The 20,157-nt window shown below is 59.1% G+C and carries 14 protein-coding genes; 10 read left to right on the top strand and 4 right to left on the bottom strand.

Annotated features, from left to right (window positions below; all coding sequences use genetic code 11):
- Positions 1-40: 40 nt before the first annotated feature.
- The 4 genes from ACX12D_RS35940 (at position 41) to ACX12D_RS35925 (ending at position 5,575) form a co-directional block, all read left to right on the top strand.
- Positions 41-2,740, top strand: a complete 2,700-nt coding sequence (locus ACX12D_RS35940) for a TrlF family AAA-like ATPase (RefSeq protein ID WP_459377419.1) — start codon at positions 41-43, stop codon at positions 2,738-2,740.
- A gap of 157 nt (positions 2,741-2,897) precedes the next feature.
- Positions 2,898-3,740, top strand: a complete 843-nt coding sequence (locus tag ACX12D_RS35935) for a DUF5677 domain-containing protein (RefSeq protein ID WP_459377372.1) — start codon at positions 2,898-2,900, stop codon at positions 3,738-3,740.
- Between the two features lie 144 nt (positions 3,741-3,884).
- On the top strand, positions 3,885-4,172 hold the full coding sequence (locus ACX12D_RS35930; RefSeq protein ID WP_459377371.1) for a hypothetical protein: 288 nt from the start codon (positions 3,885-3,887) through the stop codon (positions 4,170-4,172).
- Positions 4,173-4,723: 551 nt separating this feature from the next.
- The gene (locus ACX12D_RS35925; protein WP_459377370.1) at positions 4,724-5,575 is read left to right on the top strand and encodes a hypothetical protein; all 852 of its coding nucleotides are present in this window, start codon (positions 4,724-4,726) and stop codon (positions 5,573-5,575) included.
- Between the two features lie 553 nt (positions 5,576-6,128).
- Here ACX12D_RS35925 and ACX12D_RS35920 read toward each other — a convergent pair.
- Positions 6,129-6,950: a hypothetical protein gene (locus ACX12D_RS35920; protein ID WP_459377368.1), complete on the bottom strand. Its 822-nt coding sequence runs from the start codon at positions 6,948-6,950 to the stop codon at positions 6,129-6,131.
- Positions 6,951-7,097: 147 nt separating this feature from the next.
- On the opposite strand from ACX12D_RS35920, the gene ACX12D_RS35915 reads away from it, so the two are divergent.
- Entirely contained in the window at positions 7,098-7,241 is a 144-nt protein-coding gene (locus ACX12D_RS35915; RefSeq protein WP_459377367.1) for a hypothetical protein, read from the top strand.
- A 1,067-nt stretch (positions 7,242-8,308) separates the two neighbouring features.
- Here the strand turns inward: ACX12D_RS35915 and ACX12D_RS35910 are convergent.
- The 3 genes from ACX12D_RS35910 to ACX12D_RS35900 form a co-directional block, all read right to left on the bottom strand.
- A complete protein-coding gene (locus tag ACX12D_RS35910) occupies positions 8,309-9,496 on the bottom strand; it encodes an adenylate/guanylate cyclase domain-containing protein (RefSeq protein ID WP_459377366.1) in 1,188 nt (395 codons plus the stop codon).
- Between the two features lie 18 nt (positions 9,497-9,514).
- Complete coding sequence (locus tag ACX12D_RS35905; protein WP_459377365.1) at positions 9,515-11,107, bottom strand: PAS domain-containing hybrid sensor histidine kinase/response regulator; 1,593 nt, start codon at positions 11,105-11,107, stop codon at positions 9,515-9,517.
- A gap of 223 nt (positions 11,108-11,330) precedes the next feature.
- Positions 11,331-12,644, bottom strand: a complete 1,314-nt coding sequence (locus ACX12D_RS35900) for a peptidoglycan DD-metalloendopeptidase family protein (protein ID WP_459377364.1) — start codon at positions 12,642-12,644, stop codon at positions 11,331-11,333.
- Positions 12,645-13,031: 387 nt separating this feature from the next.
- Here ACX12D_RS35900 and ACX12D_RS35895 point away from each other — a divergent pair, with 387 nt between their 5' ends.
- The 5 genes from ACX12D_RS35895 to ACX12D_RS35875 all read left to right on the top strand — a co-directional run bounded on the left by ACX12D_RS35895 (position 13,032) and on the right by ACX12D_RS35875 (position 20,157).
- The gene (locus ACX12D_RS35895) at positions 13,032-13,874 is read left to right on the top strand and encodes a phytanoyl-CoA dioxygenase family protein (protein WP_459377363.1); all 843 of its coding nucleotides are present in this window, start codon (positions 13,032-13,034) and stop codon (positions 13,872-13,874) included.
- Positions 13,875-13,890: 16 nt separating this feature from the next.
- The gene (locus ACX12D_RS35890; protein WP_459377362.1) at positions 13,891-14,304 is read left to right on the top strand and encodes a RidA family protein; all 414 of its coding nucleotides are present in this window, start codon (positions 13,891-13,893) and stop codon (positions 14,302-14,304) included.
- A gap of 147 nt (positions 14,305-14,451) precedes the next feature.
- On the top strand, positions 14,452-15,819 hold the full coding sequence (locus ACX12D_RS35885; protein WP_459377361.1) for a DUF1329 domain-containing protein: 1,368 nt from the start codon (positions 14,452-14,454) through the stop codon (positions 15,817-15,819).
- Between the two features lie 86 nt (positions 15,820-15,905).
- Positions 15,906-17,732 (top strand): DUF1302 domain-containing protein, encoded by a 1,827-nt coding sequence (locus ACX12D_RS35880; RefSeq protein WP_459377360.1) that lies wholly within the window; start codon positions 15,906-15,908, stop codon positions 17,730-17,732.
- Between the two features lie 64 nt (positions 17,733-17,796).
- Positions 17,797-20,157, top strand: coding sequence for an efflux RND transporter permease subunit (locus ACX12D_RS35875; protein ID WP_459377359.1), 2,361 nt, complete (start codon positions 17,797-17,799; stop codon positions 20,155-20,157).

The raw sequence follows: 20,157 nt of genomic DNA, 5'->3' as shown, positions 1-20,157 counted from the left end.
GCATCCACGCTCGATGCCTGATGGCCTTGCAAGGGGATACGTGGTGCGGGAAACGATCGCGGAGTCAAGTAGCGGTGCAGCATTCTTTCGTGGAGATCTCCACATCCATTCCTACGGCGGGTCCTACGACGTCAGTGACGCTGGCGCGACGCCAGAGGCGATTATTGGCGTAGCACAGGCGGAAAGGCTTTCATTGATCGCGATCGCGGACCACAACGAAATTGCAAATGTCAGATTAGCCGTGGCTGCGGGTAAAGCATGTGGCGCTATGGTGGTGCCGGCCGTCGAGCTATCAACCCCAGAAGGCCACCTGCTGTGCTACGTCGCAACACCAGACGCCTTGGAGCGCTTTTTTAACCGACTACAAATTGCGGACAGGGGGACGCCGAACTGTCGATGTCAGACGGGGGCTTTGCAGTGCCTGGAGTTGATCGCCGTGGAAGGCGGATTTGGAATCATGGCTCATGTCGACCTAGGTGGAGCGTTCGAAAGCAACATGCCGCGATTGACACCGGCAAAACTAGATATTCTCTGTCATCGAGCGCTCCTTGGTATTGAAGTCACGCGCGCCGATTGCCCCATCACTTACACGGCGGAAGACTCCGATGCGGACAGGAGACACGCAGTGGCAGATCGCATATCGCGCCTGCGCCTCGGGTCCCGCCAGTTCCTCGCTCGCATCCTGAATAGCGATGCTCACTCCCTTAGCGCAATCGGGCGCAACGCGAGCCAGAATCGCCGCATTACCCGCTACAAGATGGAGAGTCCTTCATTTGAAGGACTCAAGCTGGCTCTTCAGTCAGCAGACACGCGTATCCGGATCGAAGACGAAGTGCCGATGCGCGTGCCTATGGTGCGCGGCGTGCATTTCCAAGGTGGCTTCCTAGATGGAGAGGCGATCAACTTTAGTCCGAATTTGACCTGCATCATCGGCGGGAGAGGAAGCGGAAAGTCAACGGCCTTCGAGAGCATCTGCTTGCTTGGAGGATGTCCTACTGACGAGGTGAGTGTGATCGACAGCGACGTATGGCCCGATCTGCTTAGTCTAGTGTATATCGATCAAGCTGGGCAGGAGCACAGCCTTGCGCGCAGCAGGCAATCCAACCTTGAGAATCTCGACAATGTCTTCTCCGGCCCTTGTATCTTTCCTATGGAGAATTACCGTCAAGGTGCGACCAACGAGATCAGCCGCAAGGTTCAGTCTGATCCGCTAGCGCTGCTCACATTCCTGGATACCTTGGTGCAACTAGAGGAAAGTGTTCAGGAAGAAGATGCAATCCGAGAAAAGCTCATCGAGATTCAGCCGGCCATCGCAAAAGCACTGACCAATGTCGCAAGAATCCCAAACGCAGAAAAGGATCTAAAGCTCAAGAGCGGTCAGCTAGAAAAACTTCGAACAGACAAAGGGGAAGAAGTCATCGCTCTGCAGCAGCAGCTTGAATCGGAACGACGTACTCGAGGAACACTTGAGCAGTCAATTGGCAGCCTTGAGAGTGCAGTGAGTTGCGAAGCGCTGATCGAGATCACCGAGGGAATCAAATTGCTGGTGAGCCCTTCCGGGATTAAGCTTGCCGCTGATGAGGCCACTGCCATCCTGAACGGAACTCATGCCTTCGAAGTGGAGGTGCGTGCGTCGAACCAGACACTCAGCAAGGCAGCGGAACGCTACGTCGCGACGGTTCAAAGCCAGATTGATTCTTGGAAGAAGAAGGAGGAAACATCGATCGGTCAGATCGAGCAAAAGAAGGCCGAATTGCTCAAGCACGGCATTCGGCTTGATATGCCGTTCATTCAAAAGCTCGTGTCTGATGAGGCGAGGGCAAAGCAGACTCTTGCGAATTTGAAAACATGGATTGCAGAACGTGATCGCCGTCGTGGAGAGTATAACGACTTACTTCAGCGACGATGGGCAGCTCGAGCGGAGGTATCAAAAAAACGTACCGCCTTTGCTGCCAAAGCAAACGCCGCACTCAGGGGAACGCTCTCAGATCTCTTCGTATCATTGAAGTTCGATGCGAACGGGCTTGCGCCTGAGGCCGAGCGGATTGTCATTGATGCAATGGGTTGGCGCACCCTGCAACAGTTGAAGGCCGGGGCGTTGATCCGCGGCCTCACGATGCCACGGCTGCTCGAGTGCATTCGTGCGAAGGATATCGATCGAATCGTCGAGCTCAAGAACGAGGACGATGCGCCAATTTTTGGGAAGAGCGAAGCAGAGCAATTGCTTGAACGCCTTTCCGAAGCGGAGACGCTGTTCAATCTCGAGACCGTGGCCGTGCATGACCGCCCGCGTCTAAACGTGACGAAGCGTTTCGATGCGGCCGACGGCCGGCCGAAATTTGTGCCTCGTGACTTCAAACGACTATCTTTGGGCCAACAACAGTCCGTACTGCTGGCGCTCATGCTCACTAGCGAGAGCAACGCGCCTCTAGTTGTGGATCAGCCAGAAGACAATCTCGATAGCGAGTTTATTTACAAAACCCTGGTGCCCGTGATACGCGCGGCAAAGGAACGCCGCCAGGTTATCGTCGTCACCCACAATGCGAACATCGCTGTGCTTGGCGATGCCGAGTTGATCGTTGCGCTAAAGGCAACGAACGACCGCGCCAAAGTCGTGACGCGAGGTTCAATCGACCATCCCCAGACCTGTGAGGCCGCATGTTCAATTCTAGAGGGTTCGCGAGAGGCTTTCGACCGGCGGGCGGCAATCTACGGTGATGGGGCGAGGGTACGCGTATGACCGATAATTGATTCGAAGCCGACACGGGGATGTCAGACCTCAGCTCGAGGCGAAAGACTCTCCTGACCGACACGGGCCGATCGCCACGAACCTTGGACTAACAGTCCCGTAGGGAGCAGGACCAGCGTCGATAGCCTTCGAGGCCAAGGAGAAGACCATGACTCTGAGCCGTGACGGCTTCCTATCCACGCACATTGACGCCCTCGCGGATGAGGCGTTGCGGGACTACTGCCCCGGCCATGTGGCGCTCGTAGAGCATATCAACCGCTTCGCCATCGCGCTACTGATCGTGCCGCGCGACATCCGACAGCGTGACGCTGACCTGTTCGCCGTCACCCTTCTGGGGAGAGCCGTTCAGGACTTCGAGGGAGCTGTGCTCCTGGGCACCAGGGGGCTGCGTGCGCAGTCGCGCGCCATGGTGCGATCTACCTTCGAAACTGCGCTGTACTGCGTGGCCGCCTCTCGCGACGTGGTGCTGTCGCAGGGTGCCAAAATCAAGCCCAAGAAGGGCAAAGCGCCGACGACGCGGTTCGTCGAGGCGTTCGAGGGCGGGCACCAGCGATTTCGCGGGCAGGTCGCGGCCGAGTTGCGGGATATGCCAGAGGTGCCAGCCGAACAGGGAGCAGCGCTCGACGCGTTGCTCGACGAGATCGGCACGCCAGGGAAGCACCAAGACATTGACCTTCACGGCTTGGCGGAAGACCTGGGTCTGTCTGACCTCTATACAATCGTCTACCGATCTCTCTCTCAGGACGCCCACCCGTCCGCCACCTCTCTTCAGCACCACGTTGAAGTGAGCGCCACAGGGAAGATAGCCGGTCTGCACATCGGCCCCGACTACTTGCAGTTTGCCGACACCTTGGCTCTCGCGGCCTGCTCGTTGCTGGTCGCGTTAGATGGGTTTGTGGGCCGCTTCGGCACACCGGAAGAGCGGGAGGCCTTGCAGGCGCTCGTGAATGCCTATCGAGAACTCCATGAGCCCCCTGGCGCCCAACCCTGATAATCCCATCGCACCTCCGTGTAGGTCGCTCTTCGAGCACCGCATCAATGCCGTGACGACCGTGGGGCTGAGCCTGAAGATCCCTACTCAGTGGGCCGCTCGCTCGAGAGGGGACGCTTGACCATTCACACTTCGGAGTAGGCCATGAACCCCTACCGCAAGTTACTCGCCACTACCATCGCTCGCAACGCCGGCTACAGCGATCGGCACAGCCGCTGGCCGCTCGAATTCAACGTCGCACTGGACTACGTCGACCTCGATCGCGACCACATCGAGGCGCTCGCCGTACAGGACCACGGCGTCACGAAGGCGCAAGTCGACGCGACTCGCGCCTTGGTCGAATGGAACCCGGAAAGCGAATGGACGGACATCCAGTCGCACATGCAAGACGGCCTCAATGACGACGATGGGAACCGTACGTACACCTTGTAGCCCTGGGTGAGAGCAACACCGAGATAGGCGGAGACGGCGGCAGAGAGGTCAGGGGTGCTGGCCGCCAGGTTTCGGATTACCGTTCGGCTGTCGGAAGCCGTGCGATAGCTAGCAATGTCCAGGTTGGCAAGGCCGCGGTCGGTTCGCGTCACCTTCTCGCTCGCCTTATCGATCCCCTTGGCGTCTGAAGGGAAGCCCTGCTGCTTGAGCTTGTCCTTGGGCGGCGGGATGACGGGCAGCCGGGACGAGGATGTCACGGCTGCTTTGAAGCGCAAGTAGGTGCGACTGAGCCAGTTAGGCATTACGGCATTTTCATTGTTCTTGTATCGCCAGCCTCCACTATGTGGCAAACACTGCTTTCAGATCAATGGGTCAGGAACCCCGGTGGCACTTCGCCGCTCAGTCCGGCAACGCTCTTATACTTGGGCGGCTGTTGGGATTGCTTCCGATTGGGCGGGCTAAGCACGGAATAACTCACCAGGCGTGCCGATACCGGTGTGGTAGCACTGGTGCGGTTGTGTCTAGCAACCATTTGGGACGGGCGGAGGAAGATGGGCGATTACTCGAAAAAGATATCGGAAAGGTTCTCGAACCGCGGACTCACCAATGAAGGCTATTGCGCAATTTGCAGAGAGTTTCGTGTCCTTACCCGCGATCACGTGCCGCCAAAGGGTTGTGGGAACGTTCGTGATGCCGTAATCAAGGAACTCTTGCCGCCGAAGGTCGGTGAGCAAGGTGGCTTTAAGATATCGCAAGGTGGCGCCCATTTCAGAACAGTCTGCAAGGAGTGCAATAGTGGCCGGCTGGGCACCGACTACGATCCAGCATTGATCAACTTGGTTGGGGACGTCAATAAGTACATGTCGCTGCTGTTCCGCAAGCGGCTGACGTTGCCACGATACCATCGGTTTCGCTTCCAACCTCAAAGGGTTGCGCGCTCGTTGCTGGGTCACCTGCTTGCTGCTAACGCTGTGCCGGAACTAGAAACCAACCACACCGGTGGGCCTCTGGACAAGGCGCTGAGAGCCTATGTTTTGGACCCGAGCGCCAAGCTGCCTCATGACGTCAAGATCTTCTACTGGTTCTATCCGTTCCGCCGCCAGGTAATCATGAAGCATGCCGCAATGAGCGAGTTTGGCACCGGCGGAATATTGTATGGCCACATACTGAAATTTTCACCCATGGGCTTTTGGGTAGTGAATGGTTTGACCGAGCAGAGCGCCTGGAAGATCAATCTGCCGACGCTGCTCGATGATGATGAGAATCTTGCACTTGATGACGAGCGGTATCTATGGCTTCACTTTGACCCAATTCGGCCCGCAAGTTTTCCTGAGCAGCCTGAAGGCAACCGGATCTGGCTGATGAACGACCAGTTCGTTTCCCAAGCGTCACCGCGCGGCTAGTTCCCGGCGACCAAGGCGCCGCAGGTGACGCCATCCCAGGCGCGTCCACCGTAGCCTCTACAGCCTCCGCGTCTGCTTAAACGACCGGACCAAGATGGGCATGGCAGTCGTGTGGGTAACTTCTGCAAGCATCTCCCATAGGGGAGAACCACAGGAGACGATCTTGATACCCCGCACCGCACTCGCAAGCAGCACCTGATTAACCCGAAACCTCACAGACCTGACCCGGACCCGATATGACGACGATCCACTTGCCCAAGACCTTCAATATCGGCAACCGTGCGCCGCACGGTGAACAACGTGGCAGCCACTGAGCGGCGTAAGAATGGCGCTGGCTTTCTCAGCGCTCGCGCGGATGCACACAAGGCTGTTCTGCAGGCTTGTGTGCGCCAGGCCAAAGACTTCGCGCAGCGATGCGGTTGATGGTCGTTGCGCTGTGAAATGAACAACCTGCTCTCCTAAGGGGAGGGCAAGCGAACATCCCTCCCCACGCGAGGCTGCTCAATTGTGGCATAGCACCGCATGCCGCATGCCTTTGTGAGAGAAAACTGGGCTACTTTACGGCTACCGTGCCTTGGGCGGAAGGGGCGGGAGCTTGTACTGAGCCAGGAGAGCTGCCGGCACCTTCTCCCGCTGCCTTGGCGAGATTGGCGGCCTTCTCTGTGTCCTTCAACTCCAGCTTCTTGGTGTTGACCGCGGCGAGCAGTTGCTCCGCGAGGCTTGCCATCTGGAGACCCTGCTGTCGGATCTTCTCGTTCTGCGCGGTGACGTCAGCTTGAAGCTTTGCTCGTTCCTGTTCGTTTGTGGCGGCAGCTAGAGCGGCGGCAGCTTCATCACGCTTTGCAGCAGCAATCAGGTTCTCAGATTTCTTCTCTTCGATTCTTTCTGCTATCAGCTTCGCATCGTTATCAAGTGCCTTATCGGCACCCAATCGGAGGGCAGTGTCAATGATCTTCTGGTACAGAAGAACTATTTGGTCGGCACTGAGCTTATTGTTCTGAGCTACTTCGCAGACACGGAACAGAGCTTCGCGCGAGAATTGAATCATCTGCGATCTCTCGGCCAGCTTCACTGCGCTGACGGCGAGATCTCCTTTCGCTTGAGGGCTGATATTCGCTGATGAGAGCTTTGCGTCCAATGCCGTCGTGAACGTGAGAGCGATGTCAGGGGAGGGTTCGGCACAGGAATAGGGCGACTTTGAATCCTTGTCCGTGGGAGCGTGAGCAAAGAATGAACCTCTCCGGCTTGCGTCGTACTCAAACCAATAGTTCTTGCCCGAATCCAATTCGTGGAGCCGCGCCGGCGGTGTAAGTATAGAGCACCCAGAGATCAACGCAGTCAGAAGACCGCCAGCAACTAAGGATGAGGTCCGCATTGGATTTGCTCCGTTCAGTGTGTGCTGGCAGTTTCGCGACTTGCGATGACTCGCAGTATCCGTGGCGCTCAAATGCCGACAACCCCACGGGAGTGGGGGGCGAAGGAAACCAGCAGTCCTTTTGCAGCGCAACTCTCAGGAGTCAGCATGCATACCGATAAGTACGGCCGCACCTGGCGGTTCAAGCCCGACCACGACACGGACCACATGGTGCAGGTGCCGTGGGACGTCATGGCGAAGTTCATGAACGCCGATCGCATCCTGCTCCAGAGCACTGCTGCCGAGGGCTGAATGCTCAAGCAATTCGCAGATGGCAAGCCCGACTGCTACATCCTCAAGCTGCAGGGCGCCTCAACACCGGTGCCCGCTACAGCGATGAGCCGAGCGACTACAGCTCGTCCTGCATCATCAGCAGGAGCACGCTCGATGCGATAGTGTGGCACCTGTACCGACATGGGCCGAACCAAGGCGCGATGGCCATTCTTGACTTGATCGGCCGCCCCGAGCAGCCGGCGCAGTGCTGGTAGGGCCGCGGAGGCGAGCTGCGCCGCGCGGCGTGAACGTCAGCGGCGATGACGCGGGTGCATCTCCGGCGGTGCAAACGAAGTCGGGCCCTTTGCTCCGCTGGAAAAAAACTCGTCGTAGCGGATGTTGTTCATTTGGACATTGAAGATGCGGAAGCCACTGCGACTTGCGGTGGACCAGTATCAGAGTCGCGGCGAGATTCTTGCGAGTTGAACGGGACGCGATCATTCGTTGGGCTCAAGAAGGGCGCTTGGGTATCGTGCTTCCTGGTGTCCCGAATGATGAAATGGGTATTCCGCGGGAGGCGCTATGACGCATACGTCGGAGTCGGTTGGGCTGGCACTTGCCTGAGAGCAGAATGGACTGGACGCAGTAGACTCCATCGTCCCGCATGATGAACCAGGCGTCATTGTGCATGGGGCAGCGAGTGCGAAAGCAATGGGCCGATGCCATTAGGTTGTTGCATTGATCGGTTGAACCCACACCCGCATCTGGGACATCAGCGGCGATATCCCGAAAAATTCGCTGTCTCCTTGACTGGGGCTGCTCAGATGCGGAATCCCTTTTGCTGAGGTCGAACGCCTGTCTCGCCTGTTCAATGACCGGGAGATGCGCGATGGCCCATAGACCGAGTGTTTCCACAGGTGTCCTTAGCGAGTGACCGAGGGAGGTCAACGCATAGTCAACGCGCGGCGGAATCGTGGCGACCCATGTAGTTTGCGACAGGGCTCCGCAATTCCTTGATTTTCCTATGTCGGCTCTCCCATTTACTGTGAGATGGGACAGGGGCTGTCATGCTGATATTTCGACACGCGGTCCGCAGAAACGTGCTCCTATCCCCGCGCATCGGTGGCTCTGCCAACCAGGAGCCATGTACGCAAGTCACCGATGCCCTTCGCGGTGACCACACCGCGCTCTTCGAGCTGGAATTCTTCTCCAAGCTGAAGTCGTGTGGCTTCCGTCACCTGAATGCGATCGGCGATGCCATGGGATTCCATCCGGCTGGCGATATTCACAGTATCGCCCCACAGGTCATAGATGAACTTTCTCCGCCCGATCACGCCCGCGACGACGGCTCCACTGTGGATGCCAACGCGCAACCGCAGGTTGTAGCCGCTCCGCGCATTGAATTGCTTCAGTGAATCAATCATGTCCATTGCCATGTGCGCGGCACGAGCCGCATGATTGGCGGCAGGGGCAGGCAGTCCAGCGGCCGCCATGTAGGCATCGCCGATTGTCTTGATTTTCTCGAGCCCCCGGTTGTCGGCGATATTGTCGAAGTCGGCAAAGATCTCGTTCAACACCGCCACCAGCTGTTCGGGGCGCATGCCGGGAGAAAAGCGGGTGAACTGCACGATGTCGGCGAATATCACCGATACGTCCTGGAACCTGTCTGCGATGATCTCCGGTGGACCGCTGGCGACGAGATCGGAGCGCAGTTTAAGCCGCTCCGCGATGGGGGCGGGCAGCACGTTGAGAAGCAGCCGATCGGTTACCTGCTGCTCACGCACGAGCTTCTCGTAAAGGTGTCTGAGTTCATCGCCTTGGTGAACGATCGTCTCCCGGCTCGCCTCCAGTTCGCGCACCTTCTTCTCGAGTTCCTTGCCGTAGTTCAATGCCTCACCATGCAGCAGGCGCACTTCCAGCATATTGCGAACCCGCATCAGTACCTCGGCAAGTTCAAACGGTTTGCTGACGAAGTCTCTGGCTCCCGCCTGCAATGCGCGTAGTTTGTGATCAGGTTGGGCGGTGACGACGATCACTGGAAGGTAGCTGTCTGGCTGGGTGTCCTTGATGGCTTCCATGACCTCGAAGCCGTTCATGCCGGGCATCTGGAGGTCCAGCACGATCAGGTCATAGTGGTTCCTGTCATGAAGCTGACGAACCATGCGCGGATCGGTGGTCGACGCAACACAGGTATATCCGGCTCCGCGAAGTATTTGCTCGAGCAGCAGGACGTTGGCCTCCAGATCGTCAACAATCAGGATGCTCGCCGCCAGGATGTTCGATGCGTTGATCATGGCGAGATTCCACTTTCATTAGCCTTGGGTCGTCCGGCCTTGCGGTTGTTCAAGCGCGGCGCTCAGCGCATCCATGAATTCACGGATCTTGATCGGCTTGGTCAGATAGCGGAAGAATCCTGCCTTGATGCCTCTTTCAATGTCGCGTGGCATTGCATTCGCACTGAGGGCGATGACCGGGATATGCCTGGTCTTCGGGTCTTCGCGCAGGCGTTCCAGTGCCTCGATGCCGTTGATGTCAGGCAAATTGATGTCCATCACGATCACATCGGGCAGGGAGGCCCGGGCGAGCGTGACACCCAACGCTCCCGTGACCGCGGATGAGAAATGTATATCGGCGCGGCGGGCGATGAGTTGCTCGACGAGGTTCAGGTTGGCAGGATTGTCTTCCACGTACAGCAGGGTGCGTACCGAAGCGGGTGACTCGATTTGCGCCTTGACGGGCACGTGCGTTGCCGAGCTTTCGCCAGCCATTTCGGGTGGTCGCGCAGCGGGTAGTTCGACCCAGAATACGCTGCCCTCGCCCGGCGTACTCTCGGCGCCAATGTCCCCCCCCATCAATTCGACCAGTCGCTTGGCTACCACCAGGCCGATGCCGGTACCTTCCACTGGGCCAGCTTCATGCCCCAGACGATTGAACGGCTGGAATAGTTGTGCCAGCCGTTCCGGCGTCAAGCCCGCGCCGGTGTCGCAGACACTGATGCGCAGGCGATTGCCATTCGGGTTCAACTGTATTTCGACGGATCCCTGGTTCCGGTTGTACTTGATGGCATTGGAAACCAGGTTGACGAGAATCTGCTTTAACCGGGTCCTGTCAGCGCGCACAAAGCACGGGGAGTCGCCCCCGGGAAATCGCATACGAATCTCGCGCCTGAGTGCCAGTTGCTCAAGCATTGCGTGACATTCGCGCAAGATATCCACGACCGAAACCGGCTCGGGGGACAGCGACATGTGCCCGGCCTCTATCTTCGCAAGATCGAGAACCTCATTGACCAACTCCAGCAAATGCCAGCCCGCCTTCAGAATTTGGTCGATGCTTGCCTGTTGCGAGGGAGATGGCGATGGGGAGTCGGAGGCCATCAGTTGCGCGAAGCCAAGGATGGCGTTCAACGGGTTGCGCAACTCATGGCTCATGCTTGACAGGAACTCGGACTTTGCGCGGTTGGCACGTTCGGCCGATGCCTGCGCCTGCTTGAGGTCCTCGATGTCGGTGCAGGACGCCAGCCACTTCACGATCTTCCCATCGATATCCCGGAGTGGCGACCCGCGCTCAAGGTGCCATCGATAGGCGCCATCGGACGCCCGTCTTAAGCGATATTCGATCTCGTATTCTCTTCCTGCCACCACCGCCTCCGTCCAGCGGTCGATGTTGTTGTTGAAGTCTTCGGGGTGTATGGCGGATTGCCAGGCTCCGGACCGCGTTTGCTCGAGGCTGAGGCCGGTATAGGCTGACCACCGCCGATTGCAGTAATCGATCTGACCATTTGCATCGGCGGTCATGACCATGTGAGGGATGCCGTCAGCGAGCAGCCTGAAATGCGGCTCGCGCGCCCTGAATTCGGACGCCACGGGACGATCATTGTTCGAACTGTCCTGAGGCCGCTTGCGCATGATCTACCCCCACTCGGCGGTCTGACGTCTCCGTGAAGGAAGAGACCGGTCGCGACCGGCCGGAATCGACGTGAATAAGGAACCATGAACCAGAATACGCGTTGCCGCAGCCGGTGCAAGCCCGGTGGGTCCGCTCGCTCGATGTTGGGTATCTAGTGAGCCACTTTGTTCCGTCGTTGCCAGATGGCCTTCGATCGCCAGGGAGTCTGGCAGCCAGGATGCCTCAGTTGCGGCTCGACGCCACGTCAATGGTGCGTAGCGCGTCGAGGCGGCCCAGCAAGGCGCTCTTATAGGTCAGGAATCGCTGGCGCGCTAGTCCGGTCAACGTGGCCGGTTCCATCAGTACGACGCTCAAGGGGTTCTGCGGCGCGTCGTGAAAGCGAAGCTCGTAATGCAGGTGCGGGCCGGTTGCCCAGCCAGTTTCCCCGACGTACGCGATCAGTTGCCCCTGCGTGACGCGCACGCCTGGCCGGATGCCAGCGAATCTCGAAAGATGCGCGTAGTAGGTCGAGTAGCCGTCTCGATGCTTGAGGACAACGACGTTGCCGTAGCCGGTTTGCTGGCCAGCAAACTCGACCGCGCCATCCGCCGTGGCGAAAACCCTGGTTCCCGTTGGTGCGGCAAAGTCGATGCCGTTATGCTTGACCCATTGATGGTGCAGTGGGTGATCGCGCCAGCCGAAGCCCGAGGACACGCGCGTAAACTCGACGGGCGAACGTAGAAACGTGCGCGTCATGCGGCGGCCGTCGAAGGTGTAATAGGCGCCGTCGTTGCTACCGTCGGCCGGGTACCACACAGCCTGGTGGGGCTCGGTCCGATTGACGAGTTCGACCGCAACGATACGTCCGTTTCGTACCGGGGTACCGTTTCGGAATCCAGTCTCATAGACAATGCGGAAGCGATCGCCTGGCACGATACCGGAGTGGAAATCGACGACACCTGAGAAGATAGAGATCATTTGCCGGACGATGTCGTCGGGTACGTCCGCAGCATCCATCGCCTTGAAGAAGCCATCCGCTGCGACGAGGCCGGAACGCATCTCATAGCGCAGTTCGTTCTTGACGGCATGCAGGTTCGTCGTGAAGTCCGGTCGGTTGGGGCCGCCGGTCCGCTCGACAACCATTTCGTGCGCGACAGATACGTCGCCGCCAAGCGTGGCACGCAACGAGACAAGGAGGTTGTCCTGGTCGACTTCGGCCAGCACGATCTGGCCCGGTTCGAGATCGAAGAATGGGCGCGCAGTAGCGCTCTTGCGAATGAATTCCTGCGCGTCGGGATCATCGACGCCGAGCCGAACGAATAGCGTGGCGATGGTGTCGCTGCGCTGTATGGACGCCTCGTGGACATAAGTGGCGCCAGCATCCGCCAGTTTCTCAAGTTGCCCTCGCATGTCTGGCATGCGCAGGCTTTCCCGATGGAGAGGCGTCTCGGCATCATCGTAGGCGTTGAGCGGGGCAACGCCCAGCGCCGCCGCCATGCAGAGCATGAGGGCTGCCGCCACGCCCGCTATCACGCTGGACGGTATGCGTCCTCTCATTGCCCGTTTGCTGCTCGACTCGCCACTCATTTTGCCAACTTCCCCTGCCGTCCCGCCGCAGTTAATGGTGCTTGTGTCCTAGAATAGGACAAAGAGACAAACACGTAAAGTGCGATTGTGAGGCGTGATGGGCGTGATGGCGGGATAGCATTCGTTTCTCGATGGCCCTGGTCTCGGGCCCTACTACGGCGATGCCGGTTCAAGCCTGCGTGACCTCCGTTGCGCCGGATGATGTCAACGCCACATCGATGACAGGGAAATCCCTGTCTTTCTTTTTCGTCCAATTTTTATCATAGTTACCTAACTTTGGTATTTCGTACTACTAAAAATGTGGCGGCAAGTACTCATGGTTGGCTGCCATGCAACTGTCGAGTCAGGAGATCAGCGATGAATGAATCCACGCGCAAGGCCTTTGCCGAGGATGGTGCTGTTGTCATTGAGGGCTGCCTCAACCAGGAGGCGCTCGCGCAATGCAGGGCCGTCTTTGACTGGGGCATCAATAACCCAGGCCCTAGCGTCAGCACGGTCTTCGAAGGCACCGAGCAAAAGTCGCATGTCGACAACGCCAATCCGCTTGCGAAGAAGCGGTTGGATGACCTGGTCAGCGAACTCCCACTTGGCCAGAGGTTCGCTGAGCTATGGGGTTCCAAGCACGTCTGGTATTTCGCTGAGGAGCTCTTCCTCAAGGCCGGTGGCAAAGCCGCACGCTCGTGCTGGCACCAGGACACCTCCTACCTGCCTTGGGCGGGGAAACATTGGGGCAACGCCTGGATCAGCTTCGAGGCTGTTCCGAAGCGCAATGCGCTTGAGATCGTTCGCGGGTCGCATCGCGGCACGCGATATGACGGCACTACGTTCCAGAGTCTCGATGACCCAACCGACCCGTTGCATGGCGACTCCGCTGTGCCGCACTGGCCGCGGATGCCTGATATCGAAGCTGAGCGCCGCTCCAACCCGGACGCCTACGACATCATCTCGTGGGCCACGAAACCGGGCGATGTGCTGTTGCTGCATCCGGCCTCGCTGCATGGCGGCGGGGCGACAGACGCCGATTTTCCTGATCGCCACACGCTCGTACTCCGCTTCTTTGGCGACGACGCCATCTTCAGCCCACTTCCCGAAAACAGCCGCTCGGGCTACGGCACGGCGGGCGTTCTGTTCGTCGATGAGCTCTCGCACCTGAAGGCGGGCGATCCGTTCCGCGCTTCCTGCTTCCGTCAAATTTTCTGAGAAAAGAGGTTCAACCATGGCATTGACCAACAAACGGCAATCGATCGTCCCGGCCCCGTTCCAGGCGTTCTACGACGCCTACCACTTCTCGCCGGCAACGCGCGTCGGCGACACGATCTGGGTGTCCGGGCAGGTCGGGATCGACGCGCAGGGCAAGGCTGGCGAGGGCATGCAGGCGCAGGCACAGATTGCGTTCGAGTGCCTGAATCTGGTTCTCGAGGAGGCGGGCGCCAGCCTGGCGGATGTCGTTGAGCTTACGACCTTTCACACGGATCTTCGCGGCGAGATCGAGACATTCACGGCGGTCAAGGACGCGTATTTCCCGAGCCGCTATCCATCCTGGACGGCGGTGGGGGTAACGCAATTGGCGCTTCCCGAGTTGGTCATCGAGATACGGGCAGTGGCGGTGGCTGGGTCAGGCAAGGAGTGACGTGGCCGTCGGGCGAGTAGCGCGGCTGAGAACAGCGGCCTAGCCTGCAATAGCACGCTGTGCTTTTACGCGCGACTCGCAATTTTTCCCTCGACAAATGCGTTGAATCCTACGCAAGCGAGCGAGGAAGTTATCGGTAGGAGACTCATGATGAAAATGTCCAGATTTGCAGCCGTGTCCACGATCGCGGCTGCGGTATGTCTTGTGATCGGGACCGCCGCCATGGCGGAAGATCTCACGCCGGAGGGTGGCGATCGCGCGGCCAGCAAGGATGGCGCCGTGCCGGCCTACACAGGCAAGCAGTCGCCCGACGCTGGGTGGGAGTGGGGCAAGATTCGTGGCGATTTCTGGAAGCATCGCAACGAGAAGCCGCTGTATTCGATTGATGCGTCGAACGTCGACAAGTATGCAGACAAGCTGACTCCGGGCCAGGTCGCGCTGATCAAGCAGAAGAAGGGCTATCAGATGGACGTGTATCCGTCCCATCGCGAATGCCAGGTGCCTGACTACGTTGCGCAGAACTCCAAGGCGAATCTCGCCGAAGCGAAGATGGACTCGACCGGCGAGCAACTGCAAACCGCAGTCCTCCCAGGGATCGCTTTCCCCCAACCGAAGACTGGTGCCGAAGCCATCCTGAACTACATCTACCGGTACCGCGGCGAAGGACTGGAGTGGCCGCGGATGGCGACCGTGGTTTCCCCTCGTCCGGGCGGTGGCGATTGGATCGATGCGATCGCTCCGCAGCACGTGTTCTTCCCATGGGCGAAGCCTGGCAAGACGACACCGCAGGACGTCGATCAGCTCAGCAACGCCGCGTTTTTCAAGATCGAGTCGCCGCCAGCGCTGGCCGGGCAGGCGTTCGTGCAACGCCAGTACTTCAACAAGACGTCGGAGACGTTCTACTACTTCCCGGGGCAGCGGCGTGTGCGCCGTATGCCGGCCTATTTGTACGATGCGCCGGTCATCGGCATGGAGAACCAGTACCTGATCGACGAAGCCAACATGTTCTATGGCGCCATCGATCGCTTCAACTGGAAGCTCGTGGGCAAGAAGGAGCTGCTCGTCCCGTACAACGCGTTCGGCATGCTCAAGTTCAACGAGAAGCTGCGTGACGTTGCTACGCCTGACGGCATCGCGTCCAAGAACCGTCGCTACGAAATGCATCGCGTCTGGGTGGTCGAGGCAACCCTCAAGCCCAGCGCGCGCCACGTTGCGTCGAAGAAGGTCCTCTATCTCGACGAGGACAGCTGGATGGCACTGATCGGAGAGGACTACGACGCGCAGGGCAAGTTGTGGAAGGTGCGGGAGAGCTACCCCATCCCGGTGTGGGAGCTTGGTGGCGCGTGTGACAACGAACCGTTCGTGCAGTACGACGTGATCAATGGACGATACGTGTTCGATCAGTCGACGATCGGCCAGGGCAAGGATCTTCACTGGTATCAACAGACCAATGATTCGCGATTCAAGACGGACTTCTTCTCCGCGGAAACGCTGAGATCAGTCAGCGAGCGATAGAGTTTGCTGCTTCGGGCGAGCCGGGGCCGGCGCCGGCGCGCGTTTGAGGAGGCGCGCGCCGGTATGGGAAGAGATGGAGGAGAGAGATGAAAACAAAGAGAACTCTGGCGCGCACGACGATCTCGCTTGCTGTGTTGGGGGCGGCAACATCAGGTGCGTACGCTTTTGATTTCACCGCGGGAACGGACGATGCCATCAAGGGATCGCTGGTGAGCAACATCACCGCCGGCGCGGCGGTACGGACCAAGACCCCAAGCTGCTCTCTCACCGGGGACCCGAACGCGAACGGCTGCGGCGCTGCGGCCAATGTGGATCAATGGGGTGCCGGCGACAACGGTGACCTGAACTACAAGAAAGGGAAGCCGTTCAGCACGTATCTGAGTGCGACCAGCGAGCTGCTGCTGACGATGCCCAGCCAGGGACTCAAGTTCATGGCGCGTGGCACGGGCATGTACGACTTCATGGCCAAGAACACGGAGCGAACGCAGCTCACAAGCGAGGCGCAGCAGCAGATTGTCTACAACGCGCAACTGCTTGACTTGTGGGCCCAGAAGGACTTCACGATTTCCGACCGGAATGCGCACGTTCGCCTCGGCAACCAGGTGATCAACTGGGGCGAGAGCATGTTCGCCACGGGCGGCATCAGCGCCACCAACTCGCTCGATTACCAGAAGCTGATGATCCCGGGTTCGCAGCTCAAGCAGGCGGTGTTGCCGGCGCCGATGTTGAGCTTTGCCGCCGATCTGTCCCACGGGGTAAGCACCGAGGCCTATTACCAGTTCATGTGGAACGGCAACCGCTTCCCGCCAGTTGGGTCGTACTGGTCGGTGTCGAACGTCGTTGGCCGCGGCACCGAGCCGTTCACCGTCAATCCGAACAACCTGAATGCGAACGGCCCGAGCGCAGGAACGATCGCGGGCATGACCGGGCGGAACGCCCATGATCCGGCCACGATTGCCGCGATCAACAATGGTCTCGTCAACGGTGAGTTTGCCGATTCCTTCGGTCTTCCCGTCTATAGCAGGCTGCCTTCGAAGTTCAAGCCGCAGTTCGGTGTGAAGTTCAACTACGCGCCGCGCACCATCGATGCGAACTTTGCGTTCTATTACGAAAACTACACCGACAAGTCGCCGGTGCTGACATCCTTCGCGAACAATACGCTGCAGTGGTCGAACCTTGCAAACCGTCAGCTCTTTGGCGTCAGCGCCAACTTCCCGCTTGGCCCCTGGGCCATCGGCACCGAACTGTCGTATCGCCCGCGAGACGCCGTGGCGCTGTCGAGCTGCTACGGCGCCGGCGGCCCGCCCGATCTGAATGTGAACGCAGCGGGGGTCAACTGCCAGCAGTGGGTTGACAAGAAAAAGCTCCAGTTCGGCATCAACGGCTTGCTGGCGCTCACTCGCAGCGAGTATCCGTTTCTCAAGCTGCTTGGCGCGGACTCGGGAACGCTGACGACGGAGCTCACGTGGATCTACTACCCCGGCCTGAGCTCGGGCGGTGTCACACGCACCATCAATGGGCAACAAGTCACGCAGTTGCCCCAGACCGGATACCTGACCTGGCTGAATCAGAACTCGGGCACGGGCTACCCAATTGGAATGGGGCGGGGTACGTCGAGTTCAGTAGGCACGACGATCGATTTCAACTGGACATATGACGGCACGCTGATCCCCGGCTGGCAGGTGACGCCCGGTGTGACGTTCTCCGCCGGACTCTATGGGTACACACCGACGTTCTCAGCCAATTACATGCAGGGCTTGAAGTCGGCAAACCTCTACATCCTCTTCAACCAGAACCCAACCGTCTGGCAGGCGGGCATCAATTACACAATGTTCTGGGGCGGCCACAATACGGTGGGCAACCCCTACTCGGATCGAAATTTCGTCGGCTTGTTCGTGACGCGGAATTTCTGACGGGGCGCACCCGCGAGAGGTGGCACCCGTGAGGCGCCGCCGGAATACTTGAAGGAGTAGTGTCGTGTTGAATCGTCTTGTCAACGGGCTGGAAAGAGCCTTCTTTGGCCACCGGGCAGTTGTGCTCGCAGTGATCGGCATTTTTACCGTACTGATGGCGGTGTTCGCCGTGCAACTGCGCATGGATGCCGGCTTCGAGAAGCAGATGCCAATTGGCCATGAGTACATCCAGACGTTCCAGAAGTACCGGTCTGATCTGCTGGGCGCCAACCGGATCACCGTGGTCGTACGTGCCAGGAAAGGTTCGATCTGGACGCCGGAAGGGCTGACGCGCCTGTACAAGGTCACCCAGGCGGTCACCTACCTGCCGAACGTCGACCGCATTGGGGTGCGGTCGCTGTGGACGCCCAACTCCTTCGTCAACGAGATCACCGATGAGGGATTTCGCGCGGAGCCGATCATCTCCGGTTCGATCACGCCCGATCAACTGACGCCAGAAGTGGTGGCGAAGATCCGTCGGGCAACGACGCTCGGTGGCTACGTGGGCACGCTCGTCTCGCACAACGAAGACAGCGCGATGATCACGGCTGAACTGAACGAGCGGGATGGCGCCGGCAAGGCGCTTGATTATGTGGCGTTCAACCATCTGCTCGAAGCGCAGATTCGCAAGCCATTTGAAGATGCTGGCTACGAAGTCCAGATTATTGGCTTCGCCAAGCAGATCGGAGACATCGCGGACGGTGCAACGGGTGTCCTGGGCTTCTGTGTCATCGCGCTGTTGTTGACGGCACTCGCGGTGTACTGGTACTGCCATTCTGTGCGCTTCACGGTGCTGTTGATCGTCTGTTCGCTGACGTCGCTGGTCTGGCAGTTCGGTACGCTGAAACTCCTTGGCTTTGGCCTGGACCCGCTCGCGGTGCTGGTGCCATTCCTCGTGTTCGCGATCGGGGTCTCCCACGGTGTCCAGCAAGTGAACTACATCGTTCGCGAGATTGCGCACGGGCATAGTTCGTTCGACGCCGCGCGTCACAGTTTCAGCGGACTGCTGATTCCGGGCGTGCTGGCACTCATCACAGCCTTCGTGTCGTTCATTACGCTGCTGCTGATTCCAATTCCGATGGTGCGTGAGCTCGCGATCACCGCATCGCTGGGTGTGGTGTACAAGATCGTGACGAACCTGATCCTGCTGCCGGTTGCCGCCTCATGCTTCAATTTCTCGCAGGAGTATGCCGACAAGTCTCTGGCGCGCGCCCAGCAGCGCGCAAAGCCGCTACGTGTTCTGGCGCGGGTGGCTGAGCCGAAGTTCGCGGGGGTCACGCTCGCCGTGACCGTACTGGTGTTTGCTCTCTCAGCGTGGCAGAGCCGCGACCGCGTGATCGGAACACTGCAGCCGGGTGCGCCGGAGTTGCGTGAGGATGCCCGTTTCAACCAGGACGCGACGTCGATTGCAGGCAACTACGACATGGGTCTCGACTGGCTTTCCGTCGCGATCGAGTCAAGCGGCAAGGCGTGCGACAACCCGGCTGTAGGGTTGTATGAAGACGAGTTCGCGGCAACCATGCGCACGGAGCCTGGCGTAGTGTCCGTACAGTCGTACTCGGGAATGCTACGAGCCTATAACAAGGGCTACAACGAAGACTATCCGAAGATGAACGTCGTTCCGATCGATCCGGAGACCTATGGTGCGGTCTCGGTCGACGTCGGACGTCTGAAGGGCTTCATGTCGGCCGATTGCGGCATGACCGCCGTCCACCTGTTCCTGACCGATCACAAGGCGACGACGATCAACAGGATTCTTGACGACGTAAAGCAATACCGTGCATCGCATCCGTTCCAGGGCATCAACATCCGTCTCGCGGCAGGTAACGCCGGCGTGCTTGCCGCCACCAATGACGAGGTGGAGAAGAGCGAACTGCCGATGATGCTGTACGTATACGCGGCGATCCTTATTCTTGTGTTTCTCGCCTATCGAGACTGGCGCGCGATGCTGGCCTGCTGCGTGCCGCTGTCGGTAGCCACGTTCATCGGCTACTGGTTCATGAAGGAATTGAAGATCGGCCTGACGGTCGCCACGCTACCCGTAATGGTCCTGGCAGTGGGTATTGGTGTCGACTATGCCTTCTACATTTACAACCGGCTGCAAGCTCACCTGGCCGGTGGTCAGAACATCGTCAAAGCCGTGCAGCACGCGATGCTCGAAGTTGGCGTGGCGACGATCTTTACGGCCATCACGCTCGCGATCGGCGTGGCGACGTGGAGCTTCTCGGCGCTCAAGTTCCAGGCGGACATGGGCAAGCTGCTGGCCTTCATGTTCCTTGTCAACCTGCTGATGGCGATGACTGCGTTGCCGGCGTTGGCCTCGGTGCTCGAGCGTTGGTTTCCGCGTCGCCAGCGGGCACGCGCGCCCGGCCTGTTTAGCCACTGA

It is taken from the genome of Cupriavidus sp. PET2-C1 (assembly GCF_054515855.1).
Note: the sequence above shows the minus strand (reverse complement) of the source record. Positions and strands in the feature narration are given on the sequence as shown.

Excerpts from the sequence above, each read along its gene's own strand:
- ACX12D_RS35935 (WP_459377372.1), top strand. The coding sequence starts at position 2,898 with ATGACTCTGAGCCGTGACGGCTTCCTATCCACGCACATTGACGCCCTC.
- ACX12D_RS35930 (WP_459377371.1), top strand. The coding sequence starts at position 3,885 with ATGAACCCCTACCGCAAGTTACTCGCCACTACCATCGCTCGCAACGCC.
- ACX12D_RS35925 (WP_459377370.1), top strand. The coding sequence starts at position 4,724 with ATGGGCGATTACTCGAAAAAGATATCGGAAAGGTTCTCGAACCGCGGA.
- ACX12D_RS35920 (WP_459377368.1), bottom strand. The coding sequence starts at position 6,950 with ATGCGGACCTCATCCTTAGTTGCTGGCGGTCTTCTGACTGCGTTGATC.
- ACX12D_RS35915 (WP_459377367.1), top strand. The coding sequence starts at position 7,098 with ATGCATACCGATAAGTACGGCCGCACCTGGCGGTTCAAGCCCGACCAC.
- ACX12D_RS35910 (WP_459377366.1), bottom strand. The coding sequence starts at position 9,496 with ATGATCAACGCATCGAACATCCTGGCGGCGAGCATCCTGATTGTTGAC.
- ACX12D_RS35905 (WP_459377365.1), bottom strand. The coding sequence starts at position 11,107 with ATGCGCAAGCGGCCTCAGGACAGTTCGAACAATGATCGTCCCGTGGCG.
- ACX12D_RS35900 (WP_459377364.1), bottom strand. The coding sequence starts at position 12,644 with ATGAGAGGACGCATACCGTCCAGCGTGATAGCGGGCGTGGCGGCAGCC.
- ACX12D_RS35895 (WP_459377363.1), top strand. The coding sequence starts at position 13,032 with ATGAATGAATCCACGCGCAAGGCCTTTGCCGAGGATGGTGCTGTTGTC.
- ACX12D_RS35890 (WP_459377362.1), top strand. The coding sequence starts at position 13,891 with ATGGCATTGACCAACAAACGGCAATCGATCGTCCCGGCCCCGTTCCAG.
- ACX12D_RS35885 (WP_459377361.1), top strand. The coding sequence starts at position 14,452 with ATGATGAAAATGTCCAGATTTGCAGCCGTGTCCACGATCGCGGCTGCG.
- ACX12D_RS35880 (WP_459377360.1), top strand. The coding sequence starts at position 15,906 with ATGAAAACAAAGAGAACTCTGGCGCGCACGACGATCTCGCTTGCTGTG.